The sequence below is a fragment of the Caballeronia jiangsuensis genome, from assembly GCF_046030135.1.
GTDB lineage: Bacteria > Pseudomonadota > Gammaproteobacteria > Burkholderiales > Burkholderiaceae > Caballeronia > Caballeronia jiangsuensis.
Window position 1 is genome coordinate 99016 of record NZ_JAQQDB010000009.1, and the last position, 26179, is coordinate 125194.

The 26179-nt window shown below is 64.4% G+C and carries 22 protein-coding genes; 10 read left to right on the forward strand and 12 right to left on the reverse strand.

From position 1 onward, the window contains the following. The first annotated feature begins 1 nt into the window (after position 1). From rsfS to rng, 4 genes are read left to right on the forward strand one after another with little or no spacing between them, the layout of a single operon-like run. On the forward strand, positions 2-454 hold the full coding sequence (gene rsfS / locus PQR08_RS11840; RefSeq protein WP_250483359.1) for a ribosome silencing factor: 453 nt from the start codon (positions 2-4) through the stop codon (positions 452-454). 14 nt (positions 455-468) lie between these two features. Further along, positions 469-939, forward strand: a complete 471-nt coding sequence (gene rlmH, locus PQR08_RS11845; protein ID WP_035510408.1) for a 23S rRNA (pseudouridine(1915)-N(3))-methyltransferase RlmH — start codon at positions 469-471, stop codon at positions 937-939. 55 nt (positions 940-994) lie between these two features. Next, positions 995-1609 (forward strand): Maf family protein, encoded by a 615-nt coding sequence (locus PQR08_RS11850; protein WP_187609447.1) that lies wholly within the window; start codon positions 995-997, stop codon positions 1607-1609. A 7-nt stretch (positions 1610-1616) separates the two neighbouring features. After that, positions 1617-3086 (forward strand): ribonuclease G, encoded by a 1470-nt coding sequence (gene rng / locus PQR08_RS11855; RefSeq protein WP_035510405.1) that lies wholly within the window; start codon positions 1617-1619, stop codon positions 3084-3086. 29 nt (positions 3087-3115) lie between these two features. Here the strand turns inward: rng and PQR08_RS11860 are convergent, their stop codons facing one another. From PQR08_RS11860 to waaC, 5 genes are all read right to left on the reverse strand, one after another. Next, positions 3116-3517, reverse strand: coding sequence for a hypothetical protein (locus tag PQR08_RS11860; protein ID WP_250483358.1), 402 nt, complete (start codon positions 3515-3517; stop codon positions 3116-3118). Positions 3518-4135: 618 nt separating this feature from the next. Further along, on the reverse strand, positions 4136-5920 hold the full coding sequence (gene msbA / locus PQR08_RS11865) for a lipid A export permease/ATP-binding protein MsbA (RefSeq protein WP_187609449.1): 1785 nt from the start codon (positions 5918-5920) through the stop codon (positions 4136-4138). Positions 5921-6013: 93 nt separating this feature from the next. Beyond that, positions 6014-7324, reverse strand: coding sequence for an O-antigen ligase family protein (locus tag PQR08_RS11870; RefSeq protein WP_408161308.1), 1311 nt, complete (start codon positions 7322-7324; stop codon positions 6014-6016). Positions 7325-7474: 150 nt separating this feature from the next. Continuing rightward, positions 7475-8602: a glycosyltransferase family 4 protein gene (locus tag PQR08_RS11875; protein ID WP_250483356.1), complete on the reverse strand. Its 1128-nt coding sequence runs from the start codon at positions 8600-8602 to the stop codon at positions 7475-7477. Then, positions 8599-9567 carry a lipopolysaccharide heptosyltransferase I gene (waaC, locus tag PQR08_RS11880; RefSeq protein ID WP_250483355.1) on the reverse strand — a complete coding sequence of 323 codons (969 nt, stop codon included), beginning with the start codon at positions 9565-9567 and terminating at the stop codon, positions 8599-8601. The genes PQR08_RS11875 and waaC overlap by 4 nt, the downstream gene beginning before the upstream one ends. A gap of 265 nt (positions 9568-9832) precedes the next feature. Between waaC and PQR08_RS11885 the strand changes: the two genes are divergently transcribed. Beyond that, complete coding sequence (locus PQR08_RS11885; RefSeq protein ID WP_250483354.1) at positions 9833-10594, forward strand: glycosyltransferase family 2 protein; 762 nt, start codon at positions 9833-9835, stop codon at positions 10592-10594. Positions 10595-10630: 36 nt separating this feature from the next. Here the strand turns inward: PQR08_RS11885 and dnaE are convergent, their stop codons facing one another. Continuing rightward, entirely contained in the window at positions 10631-14164 is a 3534-nt protein-coding gene (gene dnaE, locus PQR08_RS11890; RefSeq protein WP_187609485.1) for a DNA polymerase III subunit alpha, read from the reverse strand. A gap of 210 nt (positions 14165-14374) precedes the next feature. Between dnaE and PQR08_RS11895 the strand changes: the two genes are divergently transcribed. Beyond that, positions 14375-15238, forward strand: a complete 864-nt coding sequence (locus tag PQR08_RS11895; protein WP_250483352.1) for a sulfurtransferase — start codon at positions 14375-14377, stop codon at positions 15236-15238. Between the two features lie 7 nt (positions 15239-15245). Further along, a complete protein-coding gene (gene gluQRS / locus PQR08_RS11900; RefSeq protein WP_250483351.1) occupies positions 15246-16115 on the forward strand; it encodes a tRNA glutamyl-Q(34) synthetase GluQRS in 870 nt (289 codons plus the stop codon). A gap of 65 nt (positions 16116-16180) precedes the next feature. Here the strand turns inward: gluQRS and PQR08_RS11905 are convergent, their stop codons facing one another. Then, positions 16181-17665, reverse strand: a complete 1485-nt coding sequence (locus PQR08_RS11905) for a DEAD/DEAH box helicase (RefSeq protein WP_238210217.1) — start codon at positions 17663-17665, stop codon at positions 16181-16183. Here PQR08_RS11905 and PQR08_RS11910 point away from each other — a divergent pair. Next, positions 17583-18017: a hypothetical protein gene (locus tag PQR08_RS11910; protein ID WP_250483409.1), complete on the forward strand. Its 435-nt coding sequence runs from the start codon at positions 17583-17585 to the stop codon at positions 18015-18017. The genes PQR08_RS11905 and PQR08_RS11910 overlap by 83 nt on opposite strands. 67 nt (positions 18018-18084) lie before the next feature. Here PQR08_RS11910 and PQR08_RS11915 read toward each other — a convergent pair whose 3' ends face one another. Genes PQR08_RS11915 through purT form a run of 3 tightly spaced genes read right to left on the reverse strand, consistent with a single transcriptional unit; the run spans position 18085 to position 19920 of the window. Continuing rightward, entirely contained in the window at positions 18085-18441 is a 357-nt protein-coding gene (locus tag PQR08_RS11915) for an MliC family protein (RefSeq protein WP_250483407.1), read from the reverse strand. A 44-nt stretch (positions 18442-18485) separates the two neighbouring features. Continuing rightward, positions 18486-18662: a DUF6726 family protein gene (locus PQR08_RS11920; protein ID WP_238288093.1), complete on the reverse strand. Its 177-nt coding sequence runs from the start codon at positions 18660-18662 to the stop codon at positions 18486-18488. Between the two features lie 25 nt (positions 18663-18687). Beyond that, positions 18688-19920, reverse strand: a complete 1233-nt coding sequence (purT, locus tag PQR08_RS11925) for a formate-dependent phosphoribosylglycinamide formyltransferase (protein ID WP_238288096.1) — start codon at positions 19918-19920, stop codon at positions 18688-18690. A 274-nt stretch (positions 19921-20194) separates the two neighbouring features. Between purT and PQR08_RS11930 the strand changes: the two genes are divergently transcribed. Further along, a complete protein-coding gene (locus PQR08_RS11930; protein WP_250483350.1) occupies positions 20195-20785 on the forward strand; it encodes an META domain-containing protein in 591 nt (196 codons plus the stop codon). Positions 20786-20955: 170 nt separating this feature from the next. Further along, positions 20956-24465, forward strand: a complete 3510-nt coding sequence (locus PQR08_RS11935; protein ID WP_408161309.1) for a DNA translocase FtsK — start codon at positions 20956-20958, stop codon at positions 24463-24465. 3 nt (positions 24466-24468) lie between these two features. On the opposite strand, the gene PQR08_RS11940 is transcribed toward PQR08_RS11935, so the two are convergent. Then, on the reverse strand, positions 24469-25521 hold the full coding sequence (locus PQR08_RS11940) for a transporter (RefSeq protein WP_187609462.1): 1053 nt from the start codon (positions 25519-25521) through the stop codon (positions 24469-24471). A gap of 86 nt (positions 25522-25607) precedes the next feature. Next, positions 25608-26174, reverse strand: a complete 567-nt coding sequence (locus tag PQR08_RS11945) for an antimicrobial peptide resistance and lipid A acylation PagP (protein ID WP_250483348.1) — start codon at positions 26172-26174, stop codon at positions 25608-25610. Between the last annotated feature and the right edge of the window lie 5 nt (positions 26175-26179).

The following is a 26179-nucleotide window of genomic DNA, read 5'->3' on the forward strand; positions in this document are numbered from 1 at the left end:
CATGGAACTTCAGAAGCTTCAACGCGCGATCATCGACGGTCTCGAAGACGTCAAGGCGCAAGACATCAAGGTGTTCAACACCACCCATCTGACGTCGCTGTTCGACCGCGTGGTCGTGGCGAGCGGCACGTCGAACCGGCAGACCAAGGCAATCGCGAATAGCGTGCGCGAGAAGGTCAAGGAAGCCGGCGGCGATATCATCAGCACGGAAGGCGAAGAGATCGGCGAATGGGTGCTGGTCGATTGCGGCGACGCGGTCGTCCATATCCTGCAACCCGCGCTGCGCCAGTACTACAACCTCGAGGAAGTCTGGGGCGACAAACCCGTGCGCGTGAAGCTGCAAAAGCCGAGCATGTTCGGCGGCGCGAACGTCACCGCCGACGAAGACGAGGACGAGGAAGACGACGCATCCGCGGTCAAACGTCCCGCGCGCAAGACCACGCGCAAGCACTGAAGCCGCTTCGTTCGATGAAGCTGGTCATCCTCGCCGTCGGACACAAGATGCCCGACTGGATCACGAATGGCTTCGACGAGTACGCGAAGCGCATGCCGCCCGAACTGCGCATCGAGTTGAAGGAAATCAAGCCCGAGCAGCGCTCGTCGGGACGCAATGCAGAAAGCGTGATGGCGGCCGAGAAGCAGCGCATCGAAGCCGCCTTGCCGAAGAACGCGCGCGTCGTCGCACTCGACGAACGCGGCCGCGACTGGACCACGATGCAACTCGCGAACGCCCTGCCCGGCTGGCAGCAGGATGGGCGCGATGTAGCGTTCGTGATCGGCGGCGCGGACGGGCTGGATCCGGCCGTGAAAGCGCGCGCCGAGCTGATGCTGCGCATATCGAGTCTCACGCTGCCGCACGGCATGGTGCGCGTGCTGCTTGCCGAACAGCTTTACCGCGCGTGGAGCATCACGCAGAATCATCCCTATCATCGCGCGTGAGGCTTTTTCGATGTCGGATCGAATGCCGTGCGCGCAATTCGAACCCGACTTCAAGATGCCGACTCATCCCTTCGTTTATCTCGCGTCTCAAAGCCCGCGCCGTCAGGAGCTGCTGCGTCAGCTCGGCGTGCGCTACGAACTCCTTCTTCCCCGTCCCGATGAAGACGCCGAAGCGCTCGAAGCCGAGCTGCCGGGCGAATCCGCCGATGCGTATGTCGTGCGCGTCTGCGCGTTGAAGGCGCACGCGGCGCGCGCGCGGCTCGTTGCGGGCGGCCATGCGAGCGCGCCGGTTCTCGTCGCCGATACCACCGTGACCATCGACGGCCTGATCCTCGGCAAGCCGCAGCATGAGGAAGACGCCGTCGCGATGCTCGAACGCCTCGCGGGCCGCGAGCACGAAGTGCTGACTGCGCTTGCCGTCGTCGATGCGGAAGGCGCACTGCTCGAACCCGCGCTCTCGCGCTCGACGGTGCGCTTCGCGCGCGCCGATCGTGCTGCGCTGCAACGCTATGCGGCGTCGGGCGAGCCGCTCGGCAAGGCGGGCGCGTACGGCATACAGGGACGCGCGGCGGAGTTCATCGAGCGAATCGACGGGTCCTATTCGGGTATCATGGGTTTGCCCCTTTTCGAAACAGCAGCACTCTTGCGCGTGGCGCGCGTCGCATTCTAAACAGGCCATGAACGAAGAAATCCTGATCAACGTCACACCGCAGGAAACCCGCGTCGCACTGGTTCAGCAAGGCGCCGTTCAGGAACTTCACGTCGAGCGCACGCTTTCGCGCGGACGCGTCGGCAATGTCTATCTTGGCCGTGTCGTGCGTGTGCTGCCGGGCATGCAGTCCGCGTTCATCGATATCGGCCTCGAACGCGCCGCGTTCCTCCATGTCGCCGATATCTGGCATCCACGTATCGCGGGCGAGCCGCATTCGTCGGCGCCGCATGTGCCGATCGAGAAGATCGTCTTCGAAGGGCAGTCGCTGATGGTGCAGGTCGTGAAGGACCCGATCGGCACGAAGGGCGCGCGGCTGTCGACGCAGGTGAGCATCGCGGGCCGCACGCTCGTGTATCTGCCGCAGGAGCCGCATATCGGCATCTCGCAGAAGATCGAAAGCGAGGCGGAGCGCGAGGCCGTGCGTGCGCGCCTGACGGCCGTGCTGCCCGCCGACGAGAAAGGCGGCTATATCGTGCGGACCATCGCCGAAGACGCGACGAGCGAAGAGCTCGCGGCCGATGTCGCGTACCTGCGCAAGACCTGGGCGACGATCGTGGCTCAGGCGCAGCGCGTGCCGCCCACTACGCTGCTCTATCAGGATCTGAACCTCGCGCAACGCGTATTGCGCGATTTCGTCAACGACGAGACCACGCGCATGCAGGTCGATTCGCGCGAAACGTATCAGATGCTCGCCGACTTCGCGGCGGAGTTCACGCCCGCGGTTGCGCCGCGTCTTCACCACTACACCGGCGAGCGTCCGCTATTCGATCTGTACAACATCGAGGCGGAGATTCAGCGGGCGCTGTCGCGGCGCGTCGATCTCAAGTCCGGCGGTTATTTGATGATCGACCAGACCGAGGCGATGACGACCATCGACGTCAATACGGGCGGCTATGTCGGCGCGCGCAATTTCGACGACACGATCTTCAAGACGAACCTCGAAGCGGCGCATACGATCGCGCGGCAACTGCGGCTCAGGAATCTCGGCGGGATCATCATCATCGATTTCATCGACATGGAGAATGTCGAACACCGCGATCAGGTTCTGTGGGAACTGAAGAAGGCTTTGTCGCGGGACCGGACGCGAGTGACGGTGAACGGGTTCTCGCAGTTGGGGCTCGTGGAGATGACGCGAAAGCGCACGCGCGAGTCACTCGCTCATGTGTTGTGCGAACCGTGCCCGATATGCGAGGGCAAGGGTCAGGTGAAGACGCCGCGGACCGTGTGCTATGACGTGCTGCGTGAAATCATGCGCGAGTCGCGGCAGTTCAATCCGCGCGAGTTTCGGGTCGTGGCTTCGCAGCAGGTGATCGATTTATTTCTCGAAGAAGAGTCGCAGCATCTGGCCATGCTGATGGACTTCATCGGGAAGCCGGTTTCGTTGCAGGTGGAGAGTAATCTTAGTCAGGAGCAGTATGACATTGTGTTGATGTGAGGATTGAGCCGGGTCGATTCGTTTTTGATTCATCGGCGCGACGTCGAACCCGGATCGGCGATGTCCTCTTCGAACACGCGCGCGTCAACCGAATCGCATTCAATGGCGAATTCCGCGCCCAGTGTCGAGTACACGAAGGTGAGCGTGTTTGCCTTCCTGTTAGTAAGACGTTCGCCGGTGGCAAGCACCCTACAGGCGCGCTCATACTTCGCGTCCTCCGGCGAGATGACATGAATCCCATAAAGGATATTCAGCAAACCGAGACGGTCAACCGCTACGCACGTCGCGCCATTGAAGGTCACCACTGCGCGCCGGCTTCCGAGGTGCAGTCCGAGCGCGAACGTCCGAGGTTCGATATTCGGGCCGATGCTCAAGCTATCCAAATACCAGTCGTGGAAGTAATTCCACGTCTGCAAAGCCTCATCGTTCATCTTGATCTACCAAGGTAGAAGGGAAACAGGTGCAGCGTCGTTCTATACACTCTTCCAACTCTACGCTCTGCATCCACCGCCCCCATCGTGGTGGTCCTGCACGCCGAGCTTCACAGGCATGATTCCTCGTGCTGTGCCGAGGGCCGAGATTGATAGCATAACGAAATGTATGGGTCGTTCGTATGTGCGGACGGTTTGAACACGTACGACGTCGTGTTTAAATTATGACGCTCGGCGACGTTCGCATCGCACCGGCATCTCTTCTCCGAACCGCGTCTTTCGTTAATGCGTTGCCACGATCAGTCGCCAACGAATGGCTTCCCTGGTCGAATGCTGATGATGGTTTTGCGGCGGCAATGGATGACCAGGCGTGGACACGATACTCTTGCCACACGCTTCGCATCGGTAGATTCCTGAATGCGGCGTCGCTTGTCCGGGATCGGCAAGTGCGTCGAACGCTGCGTGATCGATTTGCTCGATAAATCGGGGATATCTGTGGTAGGCCATCGGAATCGTCCGCCTCGGTTCAGAGAGGACATGATCCCGTTTGGCGCAATGTGCGTGAACAAGGAATTTCCTATATCTTCACGCAAAGAAATTCCTCGTCCTGCCCCCGCGTCACGCCGCCTGTTGCTGATACTGAATCCGATGCAAGTGGGCATACAACCCATCCTTGCGCAGCAACTCGGCATGACTGCCCTGCTCCGCGATCTTGCCCGCCTCCATCACGAGGATGCGGTCCGCGCGCTCGATCGTCGACAACCGATGCGCGATGACAAGCGTCGTGCGTCCCTTCATCAGCGTTTCGAGCGCCGACTGCACATGTCGCTCCGATTCCGAATCCAGCGCCGAGGTCGCTTCGTCGAGAATCAGGATCGGTGCGTCTTTATAAATCGCGCGCGCGATCGCGAGACGCTGACGCTGCCCACCCGACAGCCGCATGCCATTGCCGCCGATAAGCGTATCGATGCCGTCCGGTAGCGACGCCACCACATCCGACAGATTTGCCGCAACGAGCGCCGACATCACCCGCTCGCGATCCGGCGTCTGACCGTACGCCACGTTCGCCGCGATCGTATCGTTGAACAGCACGACGTCCTGGCTGACCATCGCGAGCTGGCCGCGCAGATCGTGCAGGCTGTATTCGTTGACCGGCACGCCATCGACGAGCACCTGACCGGCACGCGGATCGAAGAAGCGCGGCAGCAGATTCACGAGCGTCGTCTTGCCGCTGCCCGACGGGCCCGCAAGCGCGACCATCTCGCCCGGTGCAACCTTGAACGACACGCGATCGAGCGTCGGCCGGTCGATCGAGCCGTAGCTGAACGTCACGTCGCGGAATTCGACTTCGCCGCGTGCGCGCGGAAGACGGCGACCGCCGCCCTCGGGCTCGGCCGGTTCGTCGATCAGGCCGAAGATCAGTTCCGCCGCGGTCACGCCGCGCTGCATCGGCTGATTGATGTCGATGAGATGCTTGAGCGGCGAAATCACGAGCAGCATCGACGTGACGAACGCGACGAAGCCGCCGACGGTCGTCTGATCGTGCGCCGACTGCACGACCGCGATCGTCAGCACGATAGCCAGCGCGATCGACGCGAGAAACTGCGTGAGCGGCTGCGCGAGCCCGCCGGACACCTGCATGCGCATCGAGTAGCCGCGCAGGCGATGGCTCATCTCCGAAAAGCGGTCGATCTCGTAGCGCTCGCCGTTATGCACCTTCACGACCTTGTAGCCGCCGACCGTCTCCTCGACGACGTACGACAGTTCGTTCGTCAGCGCCTGATGCTCGCGGTTCAGACGCCGCAGACGGCGGTTGATCTTGCTGACGAGCCAGCCGATCGCGGGCAGGATCACCGCGACGATCAGCGTGAGGCGCCAGTTGAGAATGAACAGATAGCCGAGCAGGAACACGACCGTGAGCGAATCGCGCACGAGCGTCACAACCACGCTCGACAGCACGTTCAGTATCTGATTCACCTCGAAGACGATCGCGTTGATGACCGTGCTCGCGGTCTCGCGCTGAAAGAAGCCCGCGCTCGTGTGGATCATGCGGTGGAACATTTCGAGCCGCAGCTGCAGCAGGATCTTGTTCGTCACGTAGGAGAGGAAATAGCCGGACGCGTACTGCGCCGCACCGCGCACGAGCGCGAGCCCCACGACGGCGAGCGGCACGAGCCAGCGCGCGTGATCGCTGCCTTTCGAGCCGAAGCCGTGATCGAGCAGCGGTTTGAGCAGCATCGGAATGCCGGCCTCGCTCGCGGCAACGATGCCCATCGTCGCGATGCCGAGCAACGCCATGCCGAGCAGCGGACGAATGTACGGCCAGAGCCGCTTCAAAACGGCCATTGGCGACGAGACGTCGGTGCCGCCGATCGTCTTGCGCAAGGTTGCCTGTTTATTCAAGAGGTGATCTCCTACTCGCCGCACTCGTCGGCTGCCCTGCGCGTCGAGCAGTCTCGCTCGCTCATCGCGCGGGCGCCCGGCGGCTACAGATAGTCAGTTTGAAGCCGCGCCCGCGCTCGACGCGCGGGGCTGGCTCTCGCGGCGGGGCGCCGCGGCAATCAGTATTCCAACGAGAAAGACCAGCAAGTTTCCTTCCGTGAAATTGAGCAGCAGCGAATTCGCGCAACATCCCAGCGCGAACGCGAACAGATAGCCGATTGCGACGCCTCGCTCGGGCTCGGCAAGCTGGCTGCATTCTAGCGCGAGCGTGATGAACAGCGCGACGAGCAGCGCCACGCCGACGACGCCCAGTTGAACGCCCATCAGCAGGAACTCGTTGTGAGGATTGCCGATCATGACGAAATTCGCGCCTGCGTTCGCGCTCTGGAGACGCTCGAACTCCGTGCGCACGCTGCCGGCGCCGTATCCGTAAAAGGGTCTGTGCGCGATCAACTCGATGCTGCGCCGATAGTACTCGTATCGCAGGCCCATCGACGTGACTTTGTTCTGCGTCTCGAACTGGGTGATTTCCTGCGCGGTGCCGGCGAGGCGCGAGTCTTTCGCGTACAGCACGAACGCCGCGATGCACAGCGCGATCATGATCGCACCCAGGCCGGCGATCCAGCGCGAGACCTTGTCGTGTTTGCGGAACTGAACGGCCTGCATGACGAGGAAGATCGCCATGTAGAAGATCGCGACGACCTGGCCCGTGCGGCCTTGCAGGACGAAGAGGACATTGCCCATCGCAAGCAGCGAGACCAGCGCTAGCAGGATCCTCGCAGTCCGGTTGCGCGTCGTGCCGGCCAGCGACCATGACTGACACACGAGAAACGCCATCATCAGGCCGCCGGAAATGTGGTCCTTGAACACCCACGGTTTCGAGACGGGGTCCGTGCCGTGTCGCGGCCCGACCGCGGTCCAGCCAAGAAAATTGGTGTAAGTCAGCACCATCGAGAGGACGAGCGCGGCGAACAGACCCCACGTCGCCAGGGCCGACCATTTCGTGCGCTCGCTGTCGGCGAAGACCAGAATCAGCAGCGGAATGAACAGCAGCTTCCGATACTTCATCAGGAAGTCGATTGCCTCGCTCGTCGGGGCGGCCGTGTACGCGACGCTCAACGCCAGCGCGACGAAGAGCGCAAGCGCGATAACCGCCGCACGCGAGCGCTTCCACAGCCCGCCCGCCCGCCGCCATACTTCCGGCGACGTCAGCGCGAACACGGCGCACGCCGCCGAGCCCAGATTGACGCCCGCCGTCGAGATTGGCACGAGCCAGAGCGTGACGACCGCGAACCATTTCGCCGCGATCAACTGGTAAGAGTCAGGACCCGACAAGCTCGTATTCCAGATCCGTGTGATTTCCATAGTGTCGTAAAGATGCCGTGCGCGCTCGTCCGAGCGTTTTCGTTGCGCCTCGATGCGCGCCGTTGTTCAGTCGCTGCCGCTCAGGCCGTTCGCGAAATACCTGACTCCGCGCAGAAAAGCAATATTGGGATGCAGTGTACGCGTACGCCGTCAGGCGCCGCGCGCCGCGCCGCCCTGCCGATAGACTTCTTCAGTGTCCGCGATGAAGCGCTCGTCCGAAAACTCGTGGACGGCTCGCTCGCGCGCTCGTGCTCCGATGGCCGGCAATCGATCGCGCCCGGCGATGATCGTCTGCAGCAGCGAAGAAAGGCCCGCGGTGTCGCGCGGTTCCACGATCCAGCCATCCACGCCGTCGTCGATATTTTCCGGCAAGCCGGCGTAGCGCGACACGATCACGGGCTTGCCCATCGCCATCATTTCCCGGCACGCGAAGGATACGGTTTCGATCGCATAGGACAGCACGAAACCGATGTCGAACGACGCGATCACACTCGGCACATCCTCGACGAATCCCGCGACATGCACGCGCCCGCTCATGCCGAGCGCCTCGATCTGCTGACGCTGCTCGGCGTTCGGCTCGACGCCCGCCACGACCACCACCACCTCATCGCGCAGCGATTCGGGCAGCGCCGCCACTGCCTCGATCATGCCCATGGTGCCTTTGTACCAGTCGAAGCCGGTCACGGTGCCGATCACGAGCCGGTCGCCTGCGCGCGGCCCGAGAAATGCGCCGCGCTGTTGCGCCGCCGCCTGCGGATCGCGCGGCGCATAGCGGCCGACCGTATCGATGCCGTTCTTGATGACCGTGACGGGACAACGCCCGTACACCGACTCGCGCATCAGTTGCGCGGTCGAGTCCGAGACGGCGATGACGTCGTAGGTGGCGCGCGTCGCCCTCGCAGTCTTGATTCGAATCGAATCGTGATTTGTCAGGACGATTCGCGGACGCGCCCCCTTCCACGCGAGCATGACGAGTTTCACCAGCCAATGATCCGGCGATCCATTCACGTGAATGACGTCGAAGCGCTCGCGTTCGAGCAGACCCGGCAGCGCGCGATATTCTCCGGGCAGCTTCGCGAGATCCTTGAACTTCGCGGAAAAGTCGATCACGATGGTCGTGACGCAGGGCAATGCGCCCGCCTGCATGAAGAGACGGCTCGTGGCCGGCGCCGCAACAAAGATCCGATGCTGCAGCGACAACGCCTGCGCGATCGCGAGGATATAGGTATCGTGACCGCCGCCCCGGTCGCGGTGGAAGTTAGTCAGAAGAATTTTCAAGCCGGTTTCCGTACATGCTCGATGGCGCCGAGTGCTTCGGCGACGGAGGGCGGCCTGCCATCGTCGCCGATCGAAATGCACAAGTCCGGAATGTCGATGCCGAAATGCGGACGCGACGTCGCGCTGAAAATCATCACGGTCGGCCGGCGCAGCGCGCTCGCGAGATGCACGAGGCCGGTATCGGTTCCAACGACGAGCGCGCTCAACTGGATACACTGCGCGAGCTCGACGACCGACATCTTCGGCAGCACATGCGCGCCGGGCACGCCTCGCGCGATGGCTTCGGCGTTGTCGCGCTCGGCATCGGTGCCCCACGGCAGCAAAGGCGTCACGCCACGTTCGACGAGCGACTGTCCCACCGCGATCCAGTTCGCGACGGGCCACTTCTTCTCTTCCTTCGACGTCGCATGAAACAGCAGCGCGTACGGCGCGTGCCTGACCGTCTCGGGCGGCACGGCGGGTTGAGGCACGGTGAGAACGATCGACGGAACGGGTTCGATCGGATAATCGAGCGCTTCGCTCAGCGCGCGGCGCATGCCGTCCCACGCGTTCCTGTCGTGGCGCGGCGCAAAGCGGTCGGAATAGGCGAATGCGGCGCCGCGTTCGCCGAGATTGACGTTGTCGTAACCGAAGCGGCGTTTCGCGCGCGCGAGAAACGAGATGATGGCGCTCTTGTAGACGCCGTGAAGATCGAAGACCGCATCGTAGCGTTCGCGGCGCAGTTCCTTGATCGACGCCCAGATCGCCGCAAAATCTTTCGCGCTGCGGGTTTTCTTGAAGCGCCGCAACGGCGCATACAGCACACGCGAAATCCCGGGATTCCAGCGCAATATGTCCGCGAATGCCTCATCGACGGCCCAATCGATCTGCACGCCCGGAAACGCGCGATGCAGGTCCGCGACGACAGCCTGTGCCTGGATCACGTCGCCCATCGAAGTGACCTTGACTACTAAGATTCGCTTCATTCAGAAAATTGCGGGAAAGCCCGTTGCGACCGTTGTGAGAGTTGCTCTCGGAAAGTGAATCCGGAACGTGGCGCCACGAGATATATGCGATAGCAAGCGCTATGACCGTCTCGCGCATTTCCCGTCCGGGCTCTTGCGACAAGACTGATGTGTGACATTATACAGTCCCCGTTCTCCTGAAACCGGCTATCACGGGGCCAATCGGCGGGTCGCCGCGGCGAAACTCGTCTCGCTGCCGCCCGCGTCAGGCATACCGCCCAGCAAAATGAACCGACCCACACTCGGCATCGCTCTCATCACCTACAACGCGTCTGCGCGGCTCGCGCAGTGCCTGCAATCGGTCGCATTCGCGGACGATATCGTCGTGATCGACGGCGGCAGCACCGACGGTACGGCCGAGATCGCGCAGGCGCATGGCGCGCGCGTACGGATCGAGCGCGACTGGCCCGGCTTCGGGCCGCAGAAAAATCGCGCGCTCGACGCGCTTTCCACCGACTGGATTCTGTCCATCGACGCGGACGAAATCGTCACGCCGGAGCTCGCGGCGGCCATTCGAACGGCCATCGATACGCCGCGCGCCGATGTCTGCACGGTCGACCGGCTTTCGAGCTTCTGCGGCGAATGGGTCAGACATAGCGGCTGGTATCCCGACCGTCTGGCGAGGCTTTTTCGACGCGGCGCGGCGCGCTTCTCGGATGACCTCGTGCACGAGCGGCTGGTCTTCGACCCGGCGACGCCCGTTGCGCGACTCGAAGGCAAGCTGCTTCACTACTCGTACGAAGACTTCGAGACCGTTCTGCGCAAGCTCGATGCGTATTCCAGCGCAGGCGCGCTGCAACGTCATTCGGCTGGCAAGCGCGGCAGTCTGGGGATTGCCGTGACGCGCGGACTATGGGCGTTCGTGCGCACCTACTTTCTGCGTCGCGGGTTTCTAGACGGCCGGACAGGCTTCATGATCGCGGTGTTCAACGCTCAAACCGTCTATTACCGCTTCCTGAAGCTCGCCCGTCTCAACGACACGCGCTGACGCCGCCGCCGGCATGCCGAGGCACGCCGTTGCCCATCAGTAGACGATTTCGATCGCGCTGCCCGCGAATTCACCGCGCAGCGCCGTGATGAGTTCGTCGGTTGGCTTGACGCGCCACGCGTCGCCGAGGCGCACTTCGCCTTCGGCATGCTCGCTGCGATAGACGATGCTCACGTTCAGGCCGTTCGGAATCGGCGCGCTTTGACGCGAACGGCCGTTATCGCGAGCGGACGGCGCGGCAACGGGCGCCGGCGCTTCTGCGCCCGCCGCATGCGCTTCGAGCACGCGGCGCAAGCGCAACGCATCGGCGTTGCCGTTCATCTCGACCTTCACGGACTGCGCATAGCGGCTGCGCGCGCGCTCAAGGTCCATCGCCGTATCTACGGTGAAGCGGATGCCCCCCGTGAACGCGTCGTTGCGCGCCTGACCCTGCACGACGAGCAACTCGTCTTCCTTGAAGAGCGCCTTGTTCGCCTCGAATTGCTCGTTGAAGACGGTGACTTCGCACTGCCCGCTGCCATCGTCGAGATTGACGATCAGCATCTTGCCCCGCTGCGTCATCTGCGTGCGCATGGCCGAAATGACGCCCGCGACCAGCTTGTCGCGCCCTTCTTTCAGCTCGCCGATTTTCTGGCGTACGAAACGGCGCACTTCGCCCTTGTACGCATCGAAGAGATGGCCCGACAGATAGAAGCCGAGCGCGGTCTTCTCTTCCTGCAAACGCTTCTTGTCCGACCACTCGGCTTCGTCGACGTACTCGTGTTTTGCGAGCGGCGCGTCGCCCATGTCGAAGAGACCGGCTTGCATCGCGTTGGCGGCGGCCTGATCGGCGGCTTCCATCGCGAGCGGCACCGATGCGAGCAGTTGCGCGCGATTCGCGTGCACCGTGTCGAACGCGCCCGAGCGGATCAACGCTTCCACCGTGCGACGATTCACGACACGACGGTCGATGCGCTCGCAGAAATCGAACAGATCGACGAACGGACCGTCCTCGCGCGCGCGCAGGATTTCCTCGATCGCGTTCTGCCCGCTGCCCTTTACCGCGCCCAGGCCATAGCGAATGGTTTTCGAGCGCTTGCCGTCAGGTTCCGCGACCGGCTCGAAGCGATACGCCGAGCGGTTGATGTCCGGCGGCAGCACCGCCATGCCGTTCGTCGCGCAGTCCTCGAAGAGGATTTTCACCTTGTCGGTGTCGTCCATGGCGAGCGACATGTTGGCCGCCATGAATTCCGCCGGATGATGCGCCTTGAGCCACGCCGTGTGATACGCGAGCAACGCATAGGCGGCCGCGTGCGACTTGTTGAAGCCGTAGCCGGCGAACTTCTCCATCAGGTCGAAGGTTTCGTCGGCCTTCTCGCGCGTGAGGCCGTTCTTTGCCGCGCCTTCCGCGAAAATCTCGCGATGCTTGGCCATCTCCTCGGGCTTCTTCTTGCCCATCGCGCGACGCAGCAAGTCCGCGCCGCCGAGCGAGTAGCCGCCGATGATCTGCGCCATCTGCATCACCTGCTCCTGATAGACCATGATGCCGTAGGTCTCTTTCAGAACAGGCTCGACGCGCGGGTCCGGATATTCGACGATCTCGCGTCCGTGCTTGCGCGCGCAGAAGCTCGGGATCAGGTCCATCGGGCCCGGACGATACAGCGCCACGAGCGCGATGATGTCCTCGAAGCGGTCCGGCTGCGCGTCCTTCAGCATGCCTTGCATGCCGCGGCTTTCGAGCTGGAACACGGCGACGGTGTTCGCTTTCTTGAGGATCGAGAACGACGCCGGATCGTCGAGCGGCACCTGCGCGAGATTCCAGTCCTTCTTCGACGGATCGAGCCGGCGGATATAGCGCTCGGCCCAGTCGAGAATGGTGAGCGTGGTCAGGCCCAGAAAGTCGAACTTCACGAGGCCGACGGCTTCAACGTCGTCCTTGTCGTACTGGCTGACGACGCCGCCGTCTTCGCCCTGCGTATAGAGCGGGCAGAAATCCGTGAGCTTGCCCGGCGCGATCAGCACGCCCCCCGCGTGCATGCCGACGTTACGCGTGAGCCCTTCCACGCGCTGCGCGAGTTCGAGCAACTGATGCACTTCGTCTTCGTTGTCGAAGCGTTCCTGCAGCGCCGGCTCTTCCTTCATCGCATCCGCGATGGTCACGTGCTTGCCGGGTTTGAACGGAATCAGCTTCGCGATGCCGTCCGTGAACATGTAGCCGAGATCGAGCACGCGGCCGATGTCGCGCACCGCGGCCTTCGCGGCCATCGTGCCGAAGGTGGCGATCTGCGAGACGGCATCCGCGCCGTACTTGCCCTTCACATACTGGATGACGCGGTCGCGCCCTTCCTGACAGAAGTCGATGTCGAAGTCGGGCATCGACACACGTTCCGGATTCAGAAAGCGCTCGAACAGCAGGTTGTAGCGCAAAGGATCGAGGTCGGTGATGCCGAGCGCGTACGCGACCAGCGAACCCGCGCCCGAACCGCGGCCCGGACCGACCGGCACGCCATTGTTCTTCGCCCACATGATGAAGTCGGCGACGATCAGGAAGTAGCCCGGAAAGCCCATCTTGATGATCGTGCCGCACTCGAAGTCGAGGCGCGCGTAATACGTTTCGCGCTGCGCTTCACGTTCGGCGGCATCGGGATAAAGCTGTTGCAGCCGGACTTCGAGCCCTTCCTTCGACAACTGCACGAGGTAGTCGTCGAGCGACATGCCATCGGGCGTCGGGAAAAGCGGCAGCTTCGGCTTGCCGAGTTCGAGCGTCAGATTGCAGCGCTTCGCGATCTCGACGGTGTTCGCAAGCGCCGACGGAATGTCCGCGAAGAGCGCGCACATCTCGTCCTGCGTGCGGAAAAACTGATCGTTCGTGAAGCGTTTCTGACGACGCGGATTCGCGAGGATATCGCCTTCGGAAATGCACACGCGCGCTTCGTGAGCGGTGTAGTCGTCGGGCGTCATGAACTGCAGCGGATGCGTCGCGACCACGGGCAGCTTCAGCTTCGCGGCGAGCCTGACCGCCTCCTGAACGTAAGCCTGCTCGCCCGGCTGACCCGCGCGTTGCAATTCGATATAGAACGCGTTCGGAAAGAGCGCCGCCCAGCGCTCGGCATTGCGTTGCGCGGCGGCTGCATTGCCCGCCGCGAGCGCCATGCCGATGTCGCCCGTCTGCGCGCCCGAGAGCGCGAGCAGTCCGGCGGCCAGTCCTTCTTCGAGCCATTCGACCATCACCTCGGCGCGGCCGCGATACTGGTTCGTGAGCCACGCGCGGCTCAACAGCTCGCACAGATTGAGATAGCCCTCTTTGTCGCGCACGAGAAGAAGCAGGCGCGAGGGCTTGTCGCGATCGGCGGGATTGGTGATCCAGACATCGCAGCCCGCGATGGGCTTGACGCCATTGTCGCGCGCTTCCTTGTAGAAGCGCACGAGACCGAACGCGTTGCCGAGATCGGTCAGCGCGAGCGCGCCTTGCCCGTCTTTTGCGGCAGCCTTGACGACGTCGTCCAGCCGCACGATGCCGTCGGCGATCGAGAATTCGGAGTGGACGCGGAGATGAACGAAACGGGGATCTGACATGGCGGTATTGTACATGCGGGACATACGCGAAATCGGGCGCGGCGATCGCGTTGGCCGAACGGATAAGGCCCGCGCGCACGCCCGAAATTGCGCACGCGCAAGGCGAAGCGACGCGGCGGATCGAATCCGGGAGGGCCACACGCCGTTTGCGGGATAATACGTGTTTTGCGCGCGATTCATCCGCGCACTTTTTACCCGTTACAGCCGTTTGCGCGTCATCCGATCATGAGCATTCTGAACCTCTCCGCCTATAAATTCGTCACCATCGAGGACGGCCTCGCGTGGCGGCCGCTCGTCACCGAACGCTGCAACGCGCTCGGCCTGAAAGGCACGATTCTGCTGGCGCCGGAGGGCATCAACCTTTTCATCGCTGGGCCGATCGCCGAAGTCCGCGAATTCATCGACTACATCCGCACGGATGCGCTCTTCGGCGGCCGTTTCGCCGATCTTCAGTTCAAGGAAAGTATTTCCGCGAAGCAGCCGTTTCGCCGCATGCTGGTGAAGCTCAAGCGCGAAATCATCACGATGAAGAAGCCCGCGATCAGGCCGGAACTCGGCCGCGCGCCGTCCGTCGATGCACCCACGCTGAAAGCCTGGCTCGACCGCGGCCATGACGACGAAGGCCGTCCGGTCGTGATGCTCGACACGCGCAACGCGTTCGAAGTGGATGTCGGCACGTTCGACAACGCGCTCGACTACCGCATCACGAAATTCAGCGAGTTTCCCGAGGTGATCGAGCAGAATCGCGCGGATCTGCAGGACAAGACCATCGTGTCGTTCTGCACCGGCGGAATCCGCTGCGAAAAGGCCGCGATTCACATGAAGGAAGTTGGCATCGAGCACGTCTATCAGCTCGAAGGCGGCATTCTGAAGTACTTCGAGGAAGTGGGCGGCGCGCATTACACCGGCGAATGTTTCGTGTTCGATTACCGCACGGCGCTCGATCCGAGCCTGCAGCCCACCGCGACCGCGCAATGCTTCGGCTGCCGCGCGGTGGTGTCGGTCGAAGATCAGACGTCGCCGTTCTACACGCCGGGCGAGACGTGCCCCGCTTGCCATCCCGACGCAAAGGTCAGCCGCGCGGCCTGAGCGCCCAATGTCTTATCGCGGCCGCTTCGCGCCCTCGCCCACCGGTCCGCTGCACGCGGGTTCGCTTGTCAGCGCGCTCGCGAGTTTTCTTGATGCGCGCGCGCACGGCGGAAGCTGGATCGTGCGCATCGAGGATGTCGATGCCCCGCGCACGGTGCCCGGCGCCGCCGATGAAATCCTCGCGACGCTCGCGCATTTCGGCATGCATTCGGACGAAGCTCCTGTCTGGCAAAGCGCGCGCGGCGATGCGTATCAGGCCGCGTTCGAACGCCTTCAGACGGCGGGCTTCATCTATCCGTGCGGCTGCACGCGACGCGAAATCGCGGATTCTCTGGTCCACGCGCATGCGCGCCACGCGACGCTCGCCTATCCGGGAACATGCCGCGATGGCCTGCACGGCAAGCCCGCGCGCGCATGGCGGCTGCGTGTGCCGGATGGCGATGCGGCGGTCATTACGTTCGTCGATCGCTGGCAAGGACCGCAAACGCAGAATCTCGCAACGGAAGTCGGCGATTTCGCGCTGAAGCGTGCGGACGGGCTGTGGGCTTATCAACTCGCGGTCGTCGTCGATGATGCCGACGCCAGTATCACGCATATCGTGCGCGGTGCCGATCTCCTCGATTCGACCGCACGGCAAATCTATCTGCAGCAGTGCCTCGGTGTGCCCACACCGGCTTATCTGCACGTGGACGTCGTCAACAACGATGCCGGCGAAAAACTGAGCAAGCAGACGGGCGCGGCACCGCTCGACCGGCACGCGCCGCTCGAAGCGCTCGTCGAGGCGGCAAGGCATCTGGGCATCCACGTTTCGGCCGGTTCGCTCGACGCGTTCTACAGCGCCGCGACGGCGGAATGGGCGAAGCGCTTCGCACGCTAGATCCATCGCCCGAAAGTAAAAAAGGCAGCCGTACGGGCTGCCATTTTTCATTCGGCTTCAGGAAATCACGACGACTTGCGCGGCATTCCCAGCCCGCCGAGCAATGCCGCGAGCGGCTGCTTCGGCGCGCTCTTGCGCTCGGGTTCGACCGTTTCCTCGTGACGCTTCATCGCCGACGGCGACGGCTCATACGGCTTCAGGAAAAACTCGTCGACGGGCTGCTGACGGCCGCGCGGCCGATCGTGCGCGCCCGCCGGACGGCGGCGCGAACCGGATTCATCGCGCGACGCATGCCGATGCTCCGTGCGCTCCGGACGGCCGAAGCGCTCATCGCGGCGCGGCGCCGATCCGTCGTGACGCACGCGCGTCGTCACCTGGAGCGACTCGACTTCAAGCGGACGCTTGATCAGCTTCTCGATATCGGCGAGCTGCTTGCGCTCGTTCGCGCTGCACAGCGACAGCGCGTCGCCCGACGCGCCCGCGCGCCCGGTTCGGCCGATACGGTGCACGTAATCTTCCGCGTTGAACGGCAGATCGAAGTTGATGACGGCCGGCAATTCGGCGATATCGAGACCGCGCGCGGCGACGTCGGTGGCGACGAGCGCCTCGATTTCGCCGCGCTTGAACGCGTCGAGCGCCTGCATGCGCTCGCTCTGCGTGCGGTCGCCGTGGATCGCGGTCGCCACGATGCCGTCGCGCTCCAGCACGCGCGCCAGCCGGCTCGCGCCGATCTTGCTGTTGCAGAACACGATCACCTGCTTCAGCTCGCGCTCGCGAATGAGTTGCGCGACCGCGCCGGACTTGTCGCTCTCGTGCACTTCGAAAACGATCTGGCGCACGTTGGTCGCGGTCGAATTGCTGCGCGCGACTTCGATCGTCTGCGGATTGCGCAGATACGTCGACGCGAGCTTCTTGATTTCAGGCGAGAACGTGGCCGAAAACAGCAGCGTCTGACGCTCCTTCGGCAACAGATTCAGGATGCGCTGCAGGTCGGGCAGAAAGCCCATGTCCAGCATGCGGTCGGCTTCGTCGAGCACAAGCATCTGCACCTGGCCGAGATTGACCGTCTTTTGCTGCACGTGATCCAGCAGGCGCCCGGGCGTCGCGATCAGGATTTCGACGCCGCGGCGCAGCGCGTCGGACTGCGGGTTCATGTCGACGCCGCCGAACACCACCGTGCTGCGCAGCGGCGTGTGCTTCGAGTAGGTCTGGACGTTGGCGGCGACCTGGTCGGCGAGCTCGCGCGTCGGCGTGAGCATCAGCGCGCGCACCGGATGGCGCGCGGGCGATGCGCTCGTGTTTGCCGACGGCAACAGGCGCTGGATGATCGGCAGCGAGAAGCTCGCGGTCTTGCCGGTGCCGGTCTGCGCGGCGCCCATGACGTCGCGGCCCGCGAGGACGACCGGAATCGCTTGCGCCTGAATCGGCGTGGGCGTGGTGTAGCCGGACTCGCTCACCGCTTTCAGGATGTCGGCGGACAATCCGAACTGGTCGAACGTCGACGCGTCGGCCCCTGCGGTGGACGTGTTCGTGGCGGCGGAATCGGACATGGTGACTATATTGGCTTTCGCTAAAGTGCCGCTCGATGCGGCGCGCGTAAAAAATCGGTCGAATCGTTCGGTCGAACGTCGCGACCGCTTGCTTACGCGGATGGGTTTCGTTGGCGCACGCGGCGCATCAAACAGGCACACGGTGCGCGCTGCACGGGGCGGCCGGTATCGAGCCTGCGCTCAGATGGGACACGGCTTCGATGACGCCTTGAAGGCAAGCGGCATCCCCGATTTTCTGAGCGGCGGTTCGCTCGAGGCCCGTGTACCGCTCAGCCGGCATCGAACGGCGATGCCGAAAATCCGGAATTCGGACCGGCTGCGATTTCCACAGCCGGAAAGCCGCACATTGTAGCACCGCACGCGAGTGCGCTCCCGCGGCGCGAAAGCACGGTCAGACCGCATTCCGGCATGCCGCGCGCCTACTTCTTGCGCGCTTCGCAATCTTCGAGCAGCGGCGGCGAATCCTTCGCGGCCATTTCATCGTACAGGTTCGCCTGCGGGCCCTTGGTCCACCACGTGTATTGATCGGCGACGTATTTCGCGCCCGATCCCGCGATCACGTTCACGAACAGCAGCTTGCGCCCGTCGACGGTCAGCGCCGCGAAGCTTTGACGATTGCGCGTGTTCGTGTACTGGACCGACACGCTCTTGCCGTCCTTGCAGTCGTAGCGCGTGGTTTGCGTCGACGCGGTCTGGATCTGCGGCACGGTGAGCGGCATGGCGAGCGCCGACTGTGCCACGAGCGACGCGAGCATGAGTGCGATTATTTTCTTCATCATCCGATTCGCGATGGTTTCGATGTCGATGCGCGCGCCGGCGATCACGGATCGATCACTTCGGCGCATGCGTCGGTCGGCGCGGCCGCGACATGCCCGACGACCGGCACGATCTTCAGCCCCGCCGAGGCGATGCGGCACGGCGCCGCTGCAAGTCCGCAGCCCGAGAGTCCCAGGGAAACCGCGACGAGCGCGGCCAGCGCTTTCCATTTCACGTTCATGCTCCCGCCGACGTCCGCGCGCCGGTCATTGTGCCGAAACCGGCCGCACCTTCGACGCCGCGAGTTTCGCGCGCTCGCGCGCTTCGTCGGTGTCGGCGCCCGTCGCCACTGCGACACCCATGCGGCGCTTCACGAAGCTCTCCGGCTTGCCGAAAAGCCGCAAGTCCGCGCCCGGCACCGCGAGCGCTTGCGCCACGCCTTCGAACACGATGCCCGTTTCATCCAGACCGCCGTAGATGACGGCGGACGCGCCGGGCGCGCGCAGCGCGGTATCCACGGGCAAGCCGAGGATCGCGCGCGCATGCAATTCGAACTCGGAGAAGCGCTGCGTCGCGAGCGTGACGAGACCGGTATCGTGCGGACGCGGGCTCACTTCGGAGAACCAGACGTCGTCGCCGCGCACGAAAAGCTCGACGCCGAAAAGCCCGCGCCCGCCGAGCGCGGTCGTCACCTTGGCCGCGACGTCGCGCGCTTTTTCGAGTGCGGCCGGGCTCATCGGCTGCGGCTGCCACGATTCGACGTAATCGCCCGCGACCTGCACATGGCCGATCGGATCGCAGAAGTAGGTTTGCGTTTCGCCGCTCTCGGGGTCCGCCGCGCGCACGGTGAGCTGCGTGATCTCGTACTCGAAGTCGATGAAGCCCTCGACGATCACGCGGCCGTGATTCACGCGCCCGCCCGCCATCGCGTAATTCCATGCCGGCTCGACATCGGCGTCGCTTTTGAGCACCGATTGCCCTTTCCCCGACGACGACATCACCGGCTTCACGACACATGGAAAACCGATCGTGGCGATCGCCGCCTTCATCTCGTCGAGCGATTGCGCGAACGCATAGGGCGATGTCGGCAGGCCGAGTTCCTCGGCGGCGAGACGCCGGATGCCCTCGCGGTTCATCGTGAGTTGCGTGGCGCGCGCCGTCGGGATGACGGTCGCGAGTTGCGCCGCTTCGATTTCAGCGAGCGCATCGGTCGCGATCGCCTCGATCTCCGGCACGATCAGATGCGGCTGCTCCTTCTCGACGAGCGCGCGCAGCGCGGCGGCGTCGGTCATGTCGATGACGTGCGCGCGATGCGCAACCTGATGTCCCGGCGCGTTCGCATAGCGGTCGACCGCGATGACTTCGACGCCCAGGCGCTGCAACGCGATGATCACTTCCTTGCCAAGCTCGCCCGCGCCGAGCAGCATCACGCGCGTGGCGTTGGCGGAAAGCGGCGTGCCGATGCGCAAGGCATCAGGACGAAATGAATCGGTCTGCATGAGTGCTCCGGGAATCGATCGGGTGACGAGGCCAGTAAAGCGAAAGCGGCGGAATTGGGCGCGATGTTAACACGCAGCGCCCGCCGCAACACTCTGCCGTTCGGTCTATTGACGGCGTCGTCATGAACGGTATTGACACGTGAATGTGGATCGGAATTCCCCGCGCATCTCCGATCGATGACAGCCGCGGCAAACATTTTGTTGCTTGCGGACGCTAGACAAATCGCAGGACGCGTGCGATACCCTTACGGTTTCGCCTGCTTCAGGATCATCGATGCCCACGCATTTCCTTCGCGCGTCCGCTCTTCGTTCGGCGCACTCATCGTCAAACTTCCTGTCGCGTCGCAAAGCGGCGCTTTCGCTTGCGTCCCGCGCGTGCGCGCTCGTCGTCGCGGCGAGCGTCGTCACTGGTTGCGCGATGCCGAAGCACCCCGATACAAGCGCGCCGCCCACCGATCCTTATAATCCTGCCGCCACGCAATTGCTCGACGACACGCAATGGGAGCTCACGAGCTGGACCGACGCGAGCGGCCAGCCGCGCGCGGTGCCGCACGCGGGCGAGAACGGCGCGCGGCCGCTCACGCTCGATTTCTCGACCGCGAACGGTCATCGCCAGGCGAGCGGCTTTTCGGGCTGCAATCGCTACAGCGGCACCTACGATCTGAAGGACGGCAAGCTGACTTTCGGCCCGCTCGCGGGCACGCGCATGGCGTGCGTCTCGGGTGCGGGCGCGGCGCTGGAGCGGCCCTATCTCGACGCGCTCGCGCATATCGCGAAAAGCGGCGTGCAGATGAATCCGCCGCCCGCGCTGAAACTGACGCTCGACGACGGTCAGGTGCTCGCCTTCTCGGCTCGCGCGAAGTGATGTGTTGCGTACATGCGGCACACGCGTCGCGCGTGCGCGGCACCCGCGCGGTTCCCGCGCGGTTTCCCGTTAAACTGCTCGATCGAACAGTCCGGCCGGCACGCGCGGCCGGGCGCAGTCTTCGGGTCACAACCTGATTCGTTTCACCCAACATTGATTCAAGCTCAAGCATGCACATGGTAGTTCTCGGCTGGTTCGGTGCATCGGTCGTCTGGTTCCTTCCGCTCTTCTGGCGCATCGTCAAGCTGGCGCTGCCGGGCAGGGAAGGCGTACGCGGCCCGGGCACGATCCGTCTCTGGCTCGGATTTATCGGCGTGCTGCTCGCGAGCAGCACGCTCGAGGGCGCGCTCGCAAACTCGCTCGAAACGCAGGCGAACATCAATCGCTGCGGACGCGCGCTCGCCACCGCGTTGAGCGGACCCGCGCATCTCGGCGGCGCAGCCGCGATCGCGGCAATCGTGCTCGCGATATTCCTGCCCTGGCTGATCGAATTCAGCTGGCGTTCGGTGCTGGCGTGGGCGGACGAAGCATTCGGCTTCGGCCTGCCGCAAACCTGGCTCACGCCGCGCGAACGCGAAAGCGAACCGCGCCAGGCCTCGCCCGGCCGCGAAAAGGGTCGCGACAAGGGTCGCGACAAGGCAGGCAGCTGGTTCGAACGCCGCACCCGCGAAAGGGCCGCGCGCGATTCGCAGGAACGTGCCCATCGCGCCGAGCGTTTCGATGCGCCGCCGCCGCGCACGTCACACGACGAGCCGACGCTCGGCCTCCCGACCGGCCCCCGTAGCAGCCGTTATCAACGTCCGACGCCGTGGCGCCCGCCTGCGACCGGCAAGAGCGCCGTCAGCCGCGCTTCGGCGGCCACCGCGAGCGCAATCGCCACCGCCGAGGCTTACGCCAAGCGCCCCGCCTTCGAAGCCGCCGGCGTCTCGCCTCCGGCCGCGCAAACGGAGCCGGTCGTGCCTGCGGACTGGCTGAACCCGTCGGCGTCATCGGCGAATCGCGAGGCCGGCTCGGCGTTTGCGCCGCGTCGGGCGTCGGCATTCGAGCCTTCGGGTTCGGGCTTGCGCGCTTCCGTCGCCGTCGACAAGCCGCGCGCGTCCACGCCGCCGCCCGCGCCTCGCATGGATCGCCCGCGCAGTCCGGTGACGTCGATGCCTGCGCAACGGTCGTCGGGTGTAGCGAGCACATCCACGTCCGTCGCGACCGGCGTGAGCGCCGCGCGCAGAACGCCTTTGCCGCAAACGCCACAGAGCATTCGACGCGCCGCACCGCCCGCGCGTCCGTCCGCGGGCACAGTGACGCGTGAGTTCGCGCCGGCGCCGCTCGCCGCACCGGCGTTCTCGCGCCCGGCCGCGCCGCTCGGGCCGATCACGCCGCCGGCACCCGAAGCGATTCAGGCGACGTTGCGATCCATCGAGGAGAAGACCGCGCTTTGGACATCGCTCGCGGGCGCGAGTCTCGCTCGCGGTCATGTGGCGATGGCGCGTGGCGGCCAACCCGATGTTCAGCCGAACGCCGAGACGACCGCCGACGAACACGTCGTCGAGACGGCACCCGAATCGCGCATCGAGCCGGTAACGCCGCCTCCCGCAAAAACACAGGAATTCGAAGCGCGCGTCGAGCCGCCGCTCATAGACGCTCACGTGATCGCACCCACGCTCGTCGAGCCGCCACCGCTCTTCGACTTGCGTCTGCCGGAGCCGCCGAGCGCCGAAATCCCGATCGCGCCATCGCTTTCCACCCCTGCCTCTGCGTTCGACGCAAACGCGACGCAAGAGCCCGCGCGCATCGACCCGCCGAGCGAGACGCCCGAGCCTCCGCCCGCCGCGCGAGCGCCGGAACCAGAACACGAACCGGACGCCCGCGATCTCGCGCCGACGCCGCCGTGGCTAGATGAACCCACGTCGCGCGATACAGACAGCGAGCCCCCTGCCCCGCCGCTCTTGCGCGTCGTCGACGAGCAGGACGACGTGCTCGATATGCCGGAGGAAGAACCGCTGCCCATCGCCGAGCGCCAGGTTGCGGGCGACAAATTCGCTTCGCCGTCGAACGTCGTGCGCTTTCCGGGCATCGCGGCCGCGCCGCCCGCCGTAACGCAGGCTCCAAGTCAGCCGAACGCGACGCCGCCCGAACCGCGCCAGCCGGTACGCGGCTCCGCGCCGACCGAGTTCGAATTCCATGCGCCGCACGCGTCGGCGGTGGAATTGCCGACGCTCGACTTGCTCGAAGCCGCGTCCGACGAGATCGAGCCCGTCTCCGAGGAACATCTGAGCGAAACCGGCCAGTTGATCGAGCAGCGCCTTCAGGAATTCAAGGTGCCGGTGACGGTGGTCGGCGCGTCGGCCGGTCCGGTCATCACGCGCTTCGAAGTCGAACCGGCGCTCGGCGTGCGCGGCAGCCAGATCGTCGGGCTGATGAAGGATCTGTCGCGCGGCCTCGGCCTCACGTCGATCCGCGTCGTCGAAACGATCCCCGGCAAGACCTGCATGGGCCTCGAACTGCCGAACGCGAAGCGCCAGATGATCCGCCTCTCGGAGATTCTCGAAGACGACGTGTATCGCACGTCGAAGTCGAATCTGACGATCGCGATGGGCAAGGACATCGTCGGCAATCCGGTCGTGACGGATCTCGCCCGCGCGCCGCACATGCTGGTCGCGGGCACGACGGGCTCGGGCAAGTCGGTCGCGATCAACGCGATGATCCTCTCGCTGCTCTACAAGGCGAAGCCCGAGGACGTGCGCCTCATCATGATCGATCCGAAGATGCTGGAGCTTTCCGTGTATGAAGGCATTCCGCATCTGCTCGCGCCGGTCGTCACCGACATGAAGCTCGCGTCGAACGCGCTCAACTGGTGCGTCGGCGAAATGGAGAAGCGCTACCGGCTGATGTCGGCGGTCGGCGTGCGCAATCTGCAAGGTTTCAACCAGAAAATCCGCAACACCGAGGCCGCGGGCAAGAAGCTCACGAACCCGTTCTCGCTCACGCCCGACGCGCCCGAGCCGCTGTCCACGCTGCCGCTCATCGTCGTGGTCATCGACGAACTTGCGGACCTGATGATGGTCGCGGGCAAGCAAATCGAGCAGTTGATCGCGCGTCTCGCGCAGAAGGCGCGCGCGGCCGGCATCCATCTGATTCTCGCGACGCAGCGGCCGTCCGTCGACGTGATCACCGGCCTCATCAAGGCGAATATTCCGACGCGCGTGGCGTTTCAGGTGTCATCGAAGATCGATTCACGCACGATTCTCGACCAGATGGGCGCGGAATCGTTGCTCGGTGCGGGCGACATGCTGTTCCTGCCGCCCGGCACGGGCTATCCGCAGCGCGTGCACGGCGCGTTCGTCGCGGACGACGAAGTGCATCGCGTGGTCGAGTATCTGAAGCAGTTCGGCGAGCCGGAGTACGAGGAAGGCATTCTGTCCGGCCCGACGTCCGATGGCGGCGGCGGACAGGACCTGTTCGGCGAAACACCCGACGCCGAAGCCGATCCGCTCTACGACGAAGCCGTGGCTTTTGTCGTACGCACGCGGCGCGCGTCGATTTCGTCGGTGCAACGGCAGTTGCGCATCGGCTATAACCGGGCGGCGCGCCTCGTCGAACAGATGGAAGCGGCCGGCCTCGTCTCGTCGATGAGCAACAACGGCAATCGCGAAGTGCTCGCCCCGCCCGGCCCGGCGGAGTGAGCGTTACCAGAGCCGCAGGCGGCGCAGCAGAAAGATCGTGATGGCGGCGCAGCCCGTCATCACGCCGACCACGATCCAGAACGCCGCCGGATCCTTGGTGCCCGGCAAACCCGCCACGTTCATGCCGAAAATGCCCGTCACGAGCGTGGCGGGCAGCAGCAACGCGGACATGATCGCGAGCCAGAGCAGCTTGCGGTTGATGTCTTCCGAAAGCGCCGCGGCGATTTCATCCTGCAGCAGCTTCGCGCGCTCGTAGAGCCCTTCCAGACCGCCGCCCAGACCGTTCAGCACCTGAATCGCCTGCACGAGCGCTTCCATCGATCGCGGTTCGGCCCATTCCAGGCGACGCAACACGAGTTGCGTCAGCGCGTTGCGCTCCGGATCGATGAACCGCTTCACTTCCACGATGCGCCTCCGCGCGCCGCCCAGCATCGCGCGGCATTTCGAATGGCCTCCTTCGAGCACGCTTTCCTCGACATCGTCGAGACAGTCGCCGATTTCATCGATACGGTCCGCGAAGGTATCGTTCAGCGCGCGAATGAGCCCGGCGAAGAGATCGACGGAATCGCGAAACATCGCGCCTTCGAGGACGGCGTGGCGCAAGCGGTCGGTCGATTGCAGCGGCCGCGCGCGCACCGTGATCATGCGATGCCTGTCCACGTAAAAGCGCAGCGCGCCGGTCGCGCGGTTCGCCTCGCGCACGCCCGGCGCGGCGGCATCCGGCGTCTTCGCGACGAGTTCGAGGTCCGCGACGACGCCGTACATGAAGTTCGAGCCGATGTGCACGCGCGGACGCTTGTCCTCGCCGTTCAGGAACTCGCGCGCGACATCCGGCATCGACGTGACGCCTTCGAGCCAGCCCTCGACGGCATCGTCGTTCGCCGACAGATGCAGCCACGTCGGGCCATCGCCCACGACGGCATCGCGCGCTTCGTCCCAGGTCAGGCGCAGCGCCTCGCCGCCAGCGAAGCTGAACGCGCTGATGAATCCCGGCGGCGCCGGTTCATTGCGCTTGAGCGGACGCTCGCGCGCGTCGAATGGTTGAGTCGTGTTCAATCTTGCATTCCCTGCTGTTGCCTTTCGATTTCCTCAGTACACCTTTCAGTCGATGCGAAAGAAAAGCGCCTCGGAAACGCATCGTACTAGAACTCGTAGCGGCCCCAGAAGAACGCGACGTCGCCGTCGTTCAGACCGGGGATGTGCGGGATGATCGTCGCCATGACGGACGCGCGCCGGTAGCGCACCGAGCCGATCGGCAGCGCGAGCGGCAACGGCACGTAATGGCCGATGTCGCTGCGCGCCGTGACGCCGACGAAGAACCCGCCGCCCGCCTGCAATCCGCCGAGCACCGGCTGCGTGTACCACTGGCGCGCGTAACCGCCGATCGGTTCGAAGTTGTGATGCGAATCCGAAAAGGCGAACGCGAACAGAATGTCCTCGTTGCCGTTCGCGTCGATCCAGTGCTTGCCCGCGCCGCCGCCGTACGACCACGGATTGAGTTCGCTGCGATCGTTGAAGCCGTCGATATGCCAGCCGTAACCCGTCACGTAGAGATCCCATGTGCCGTCGTGCGCGACGCGCATCACGCGCTGGCACGCCGACGACATCCAGTCCCGCTTGAAATCGCATTCCTTGCTGTCGTCCGCGCGCGCCGCGAGTGGCGCGCATAACATCGAAATCATGACCGCCTTGAGCAGTTTCTGTTTCATCGTCA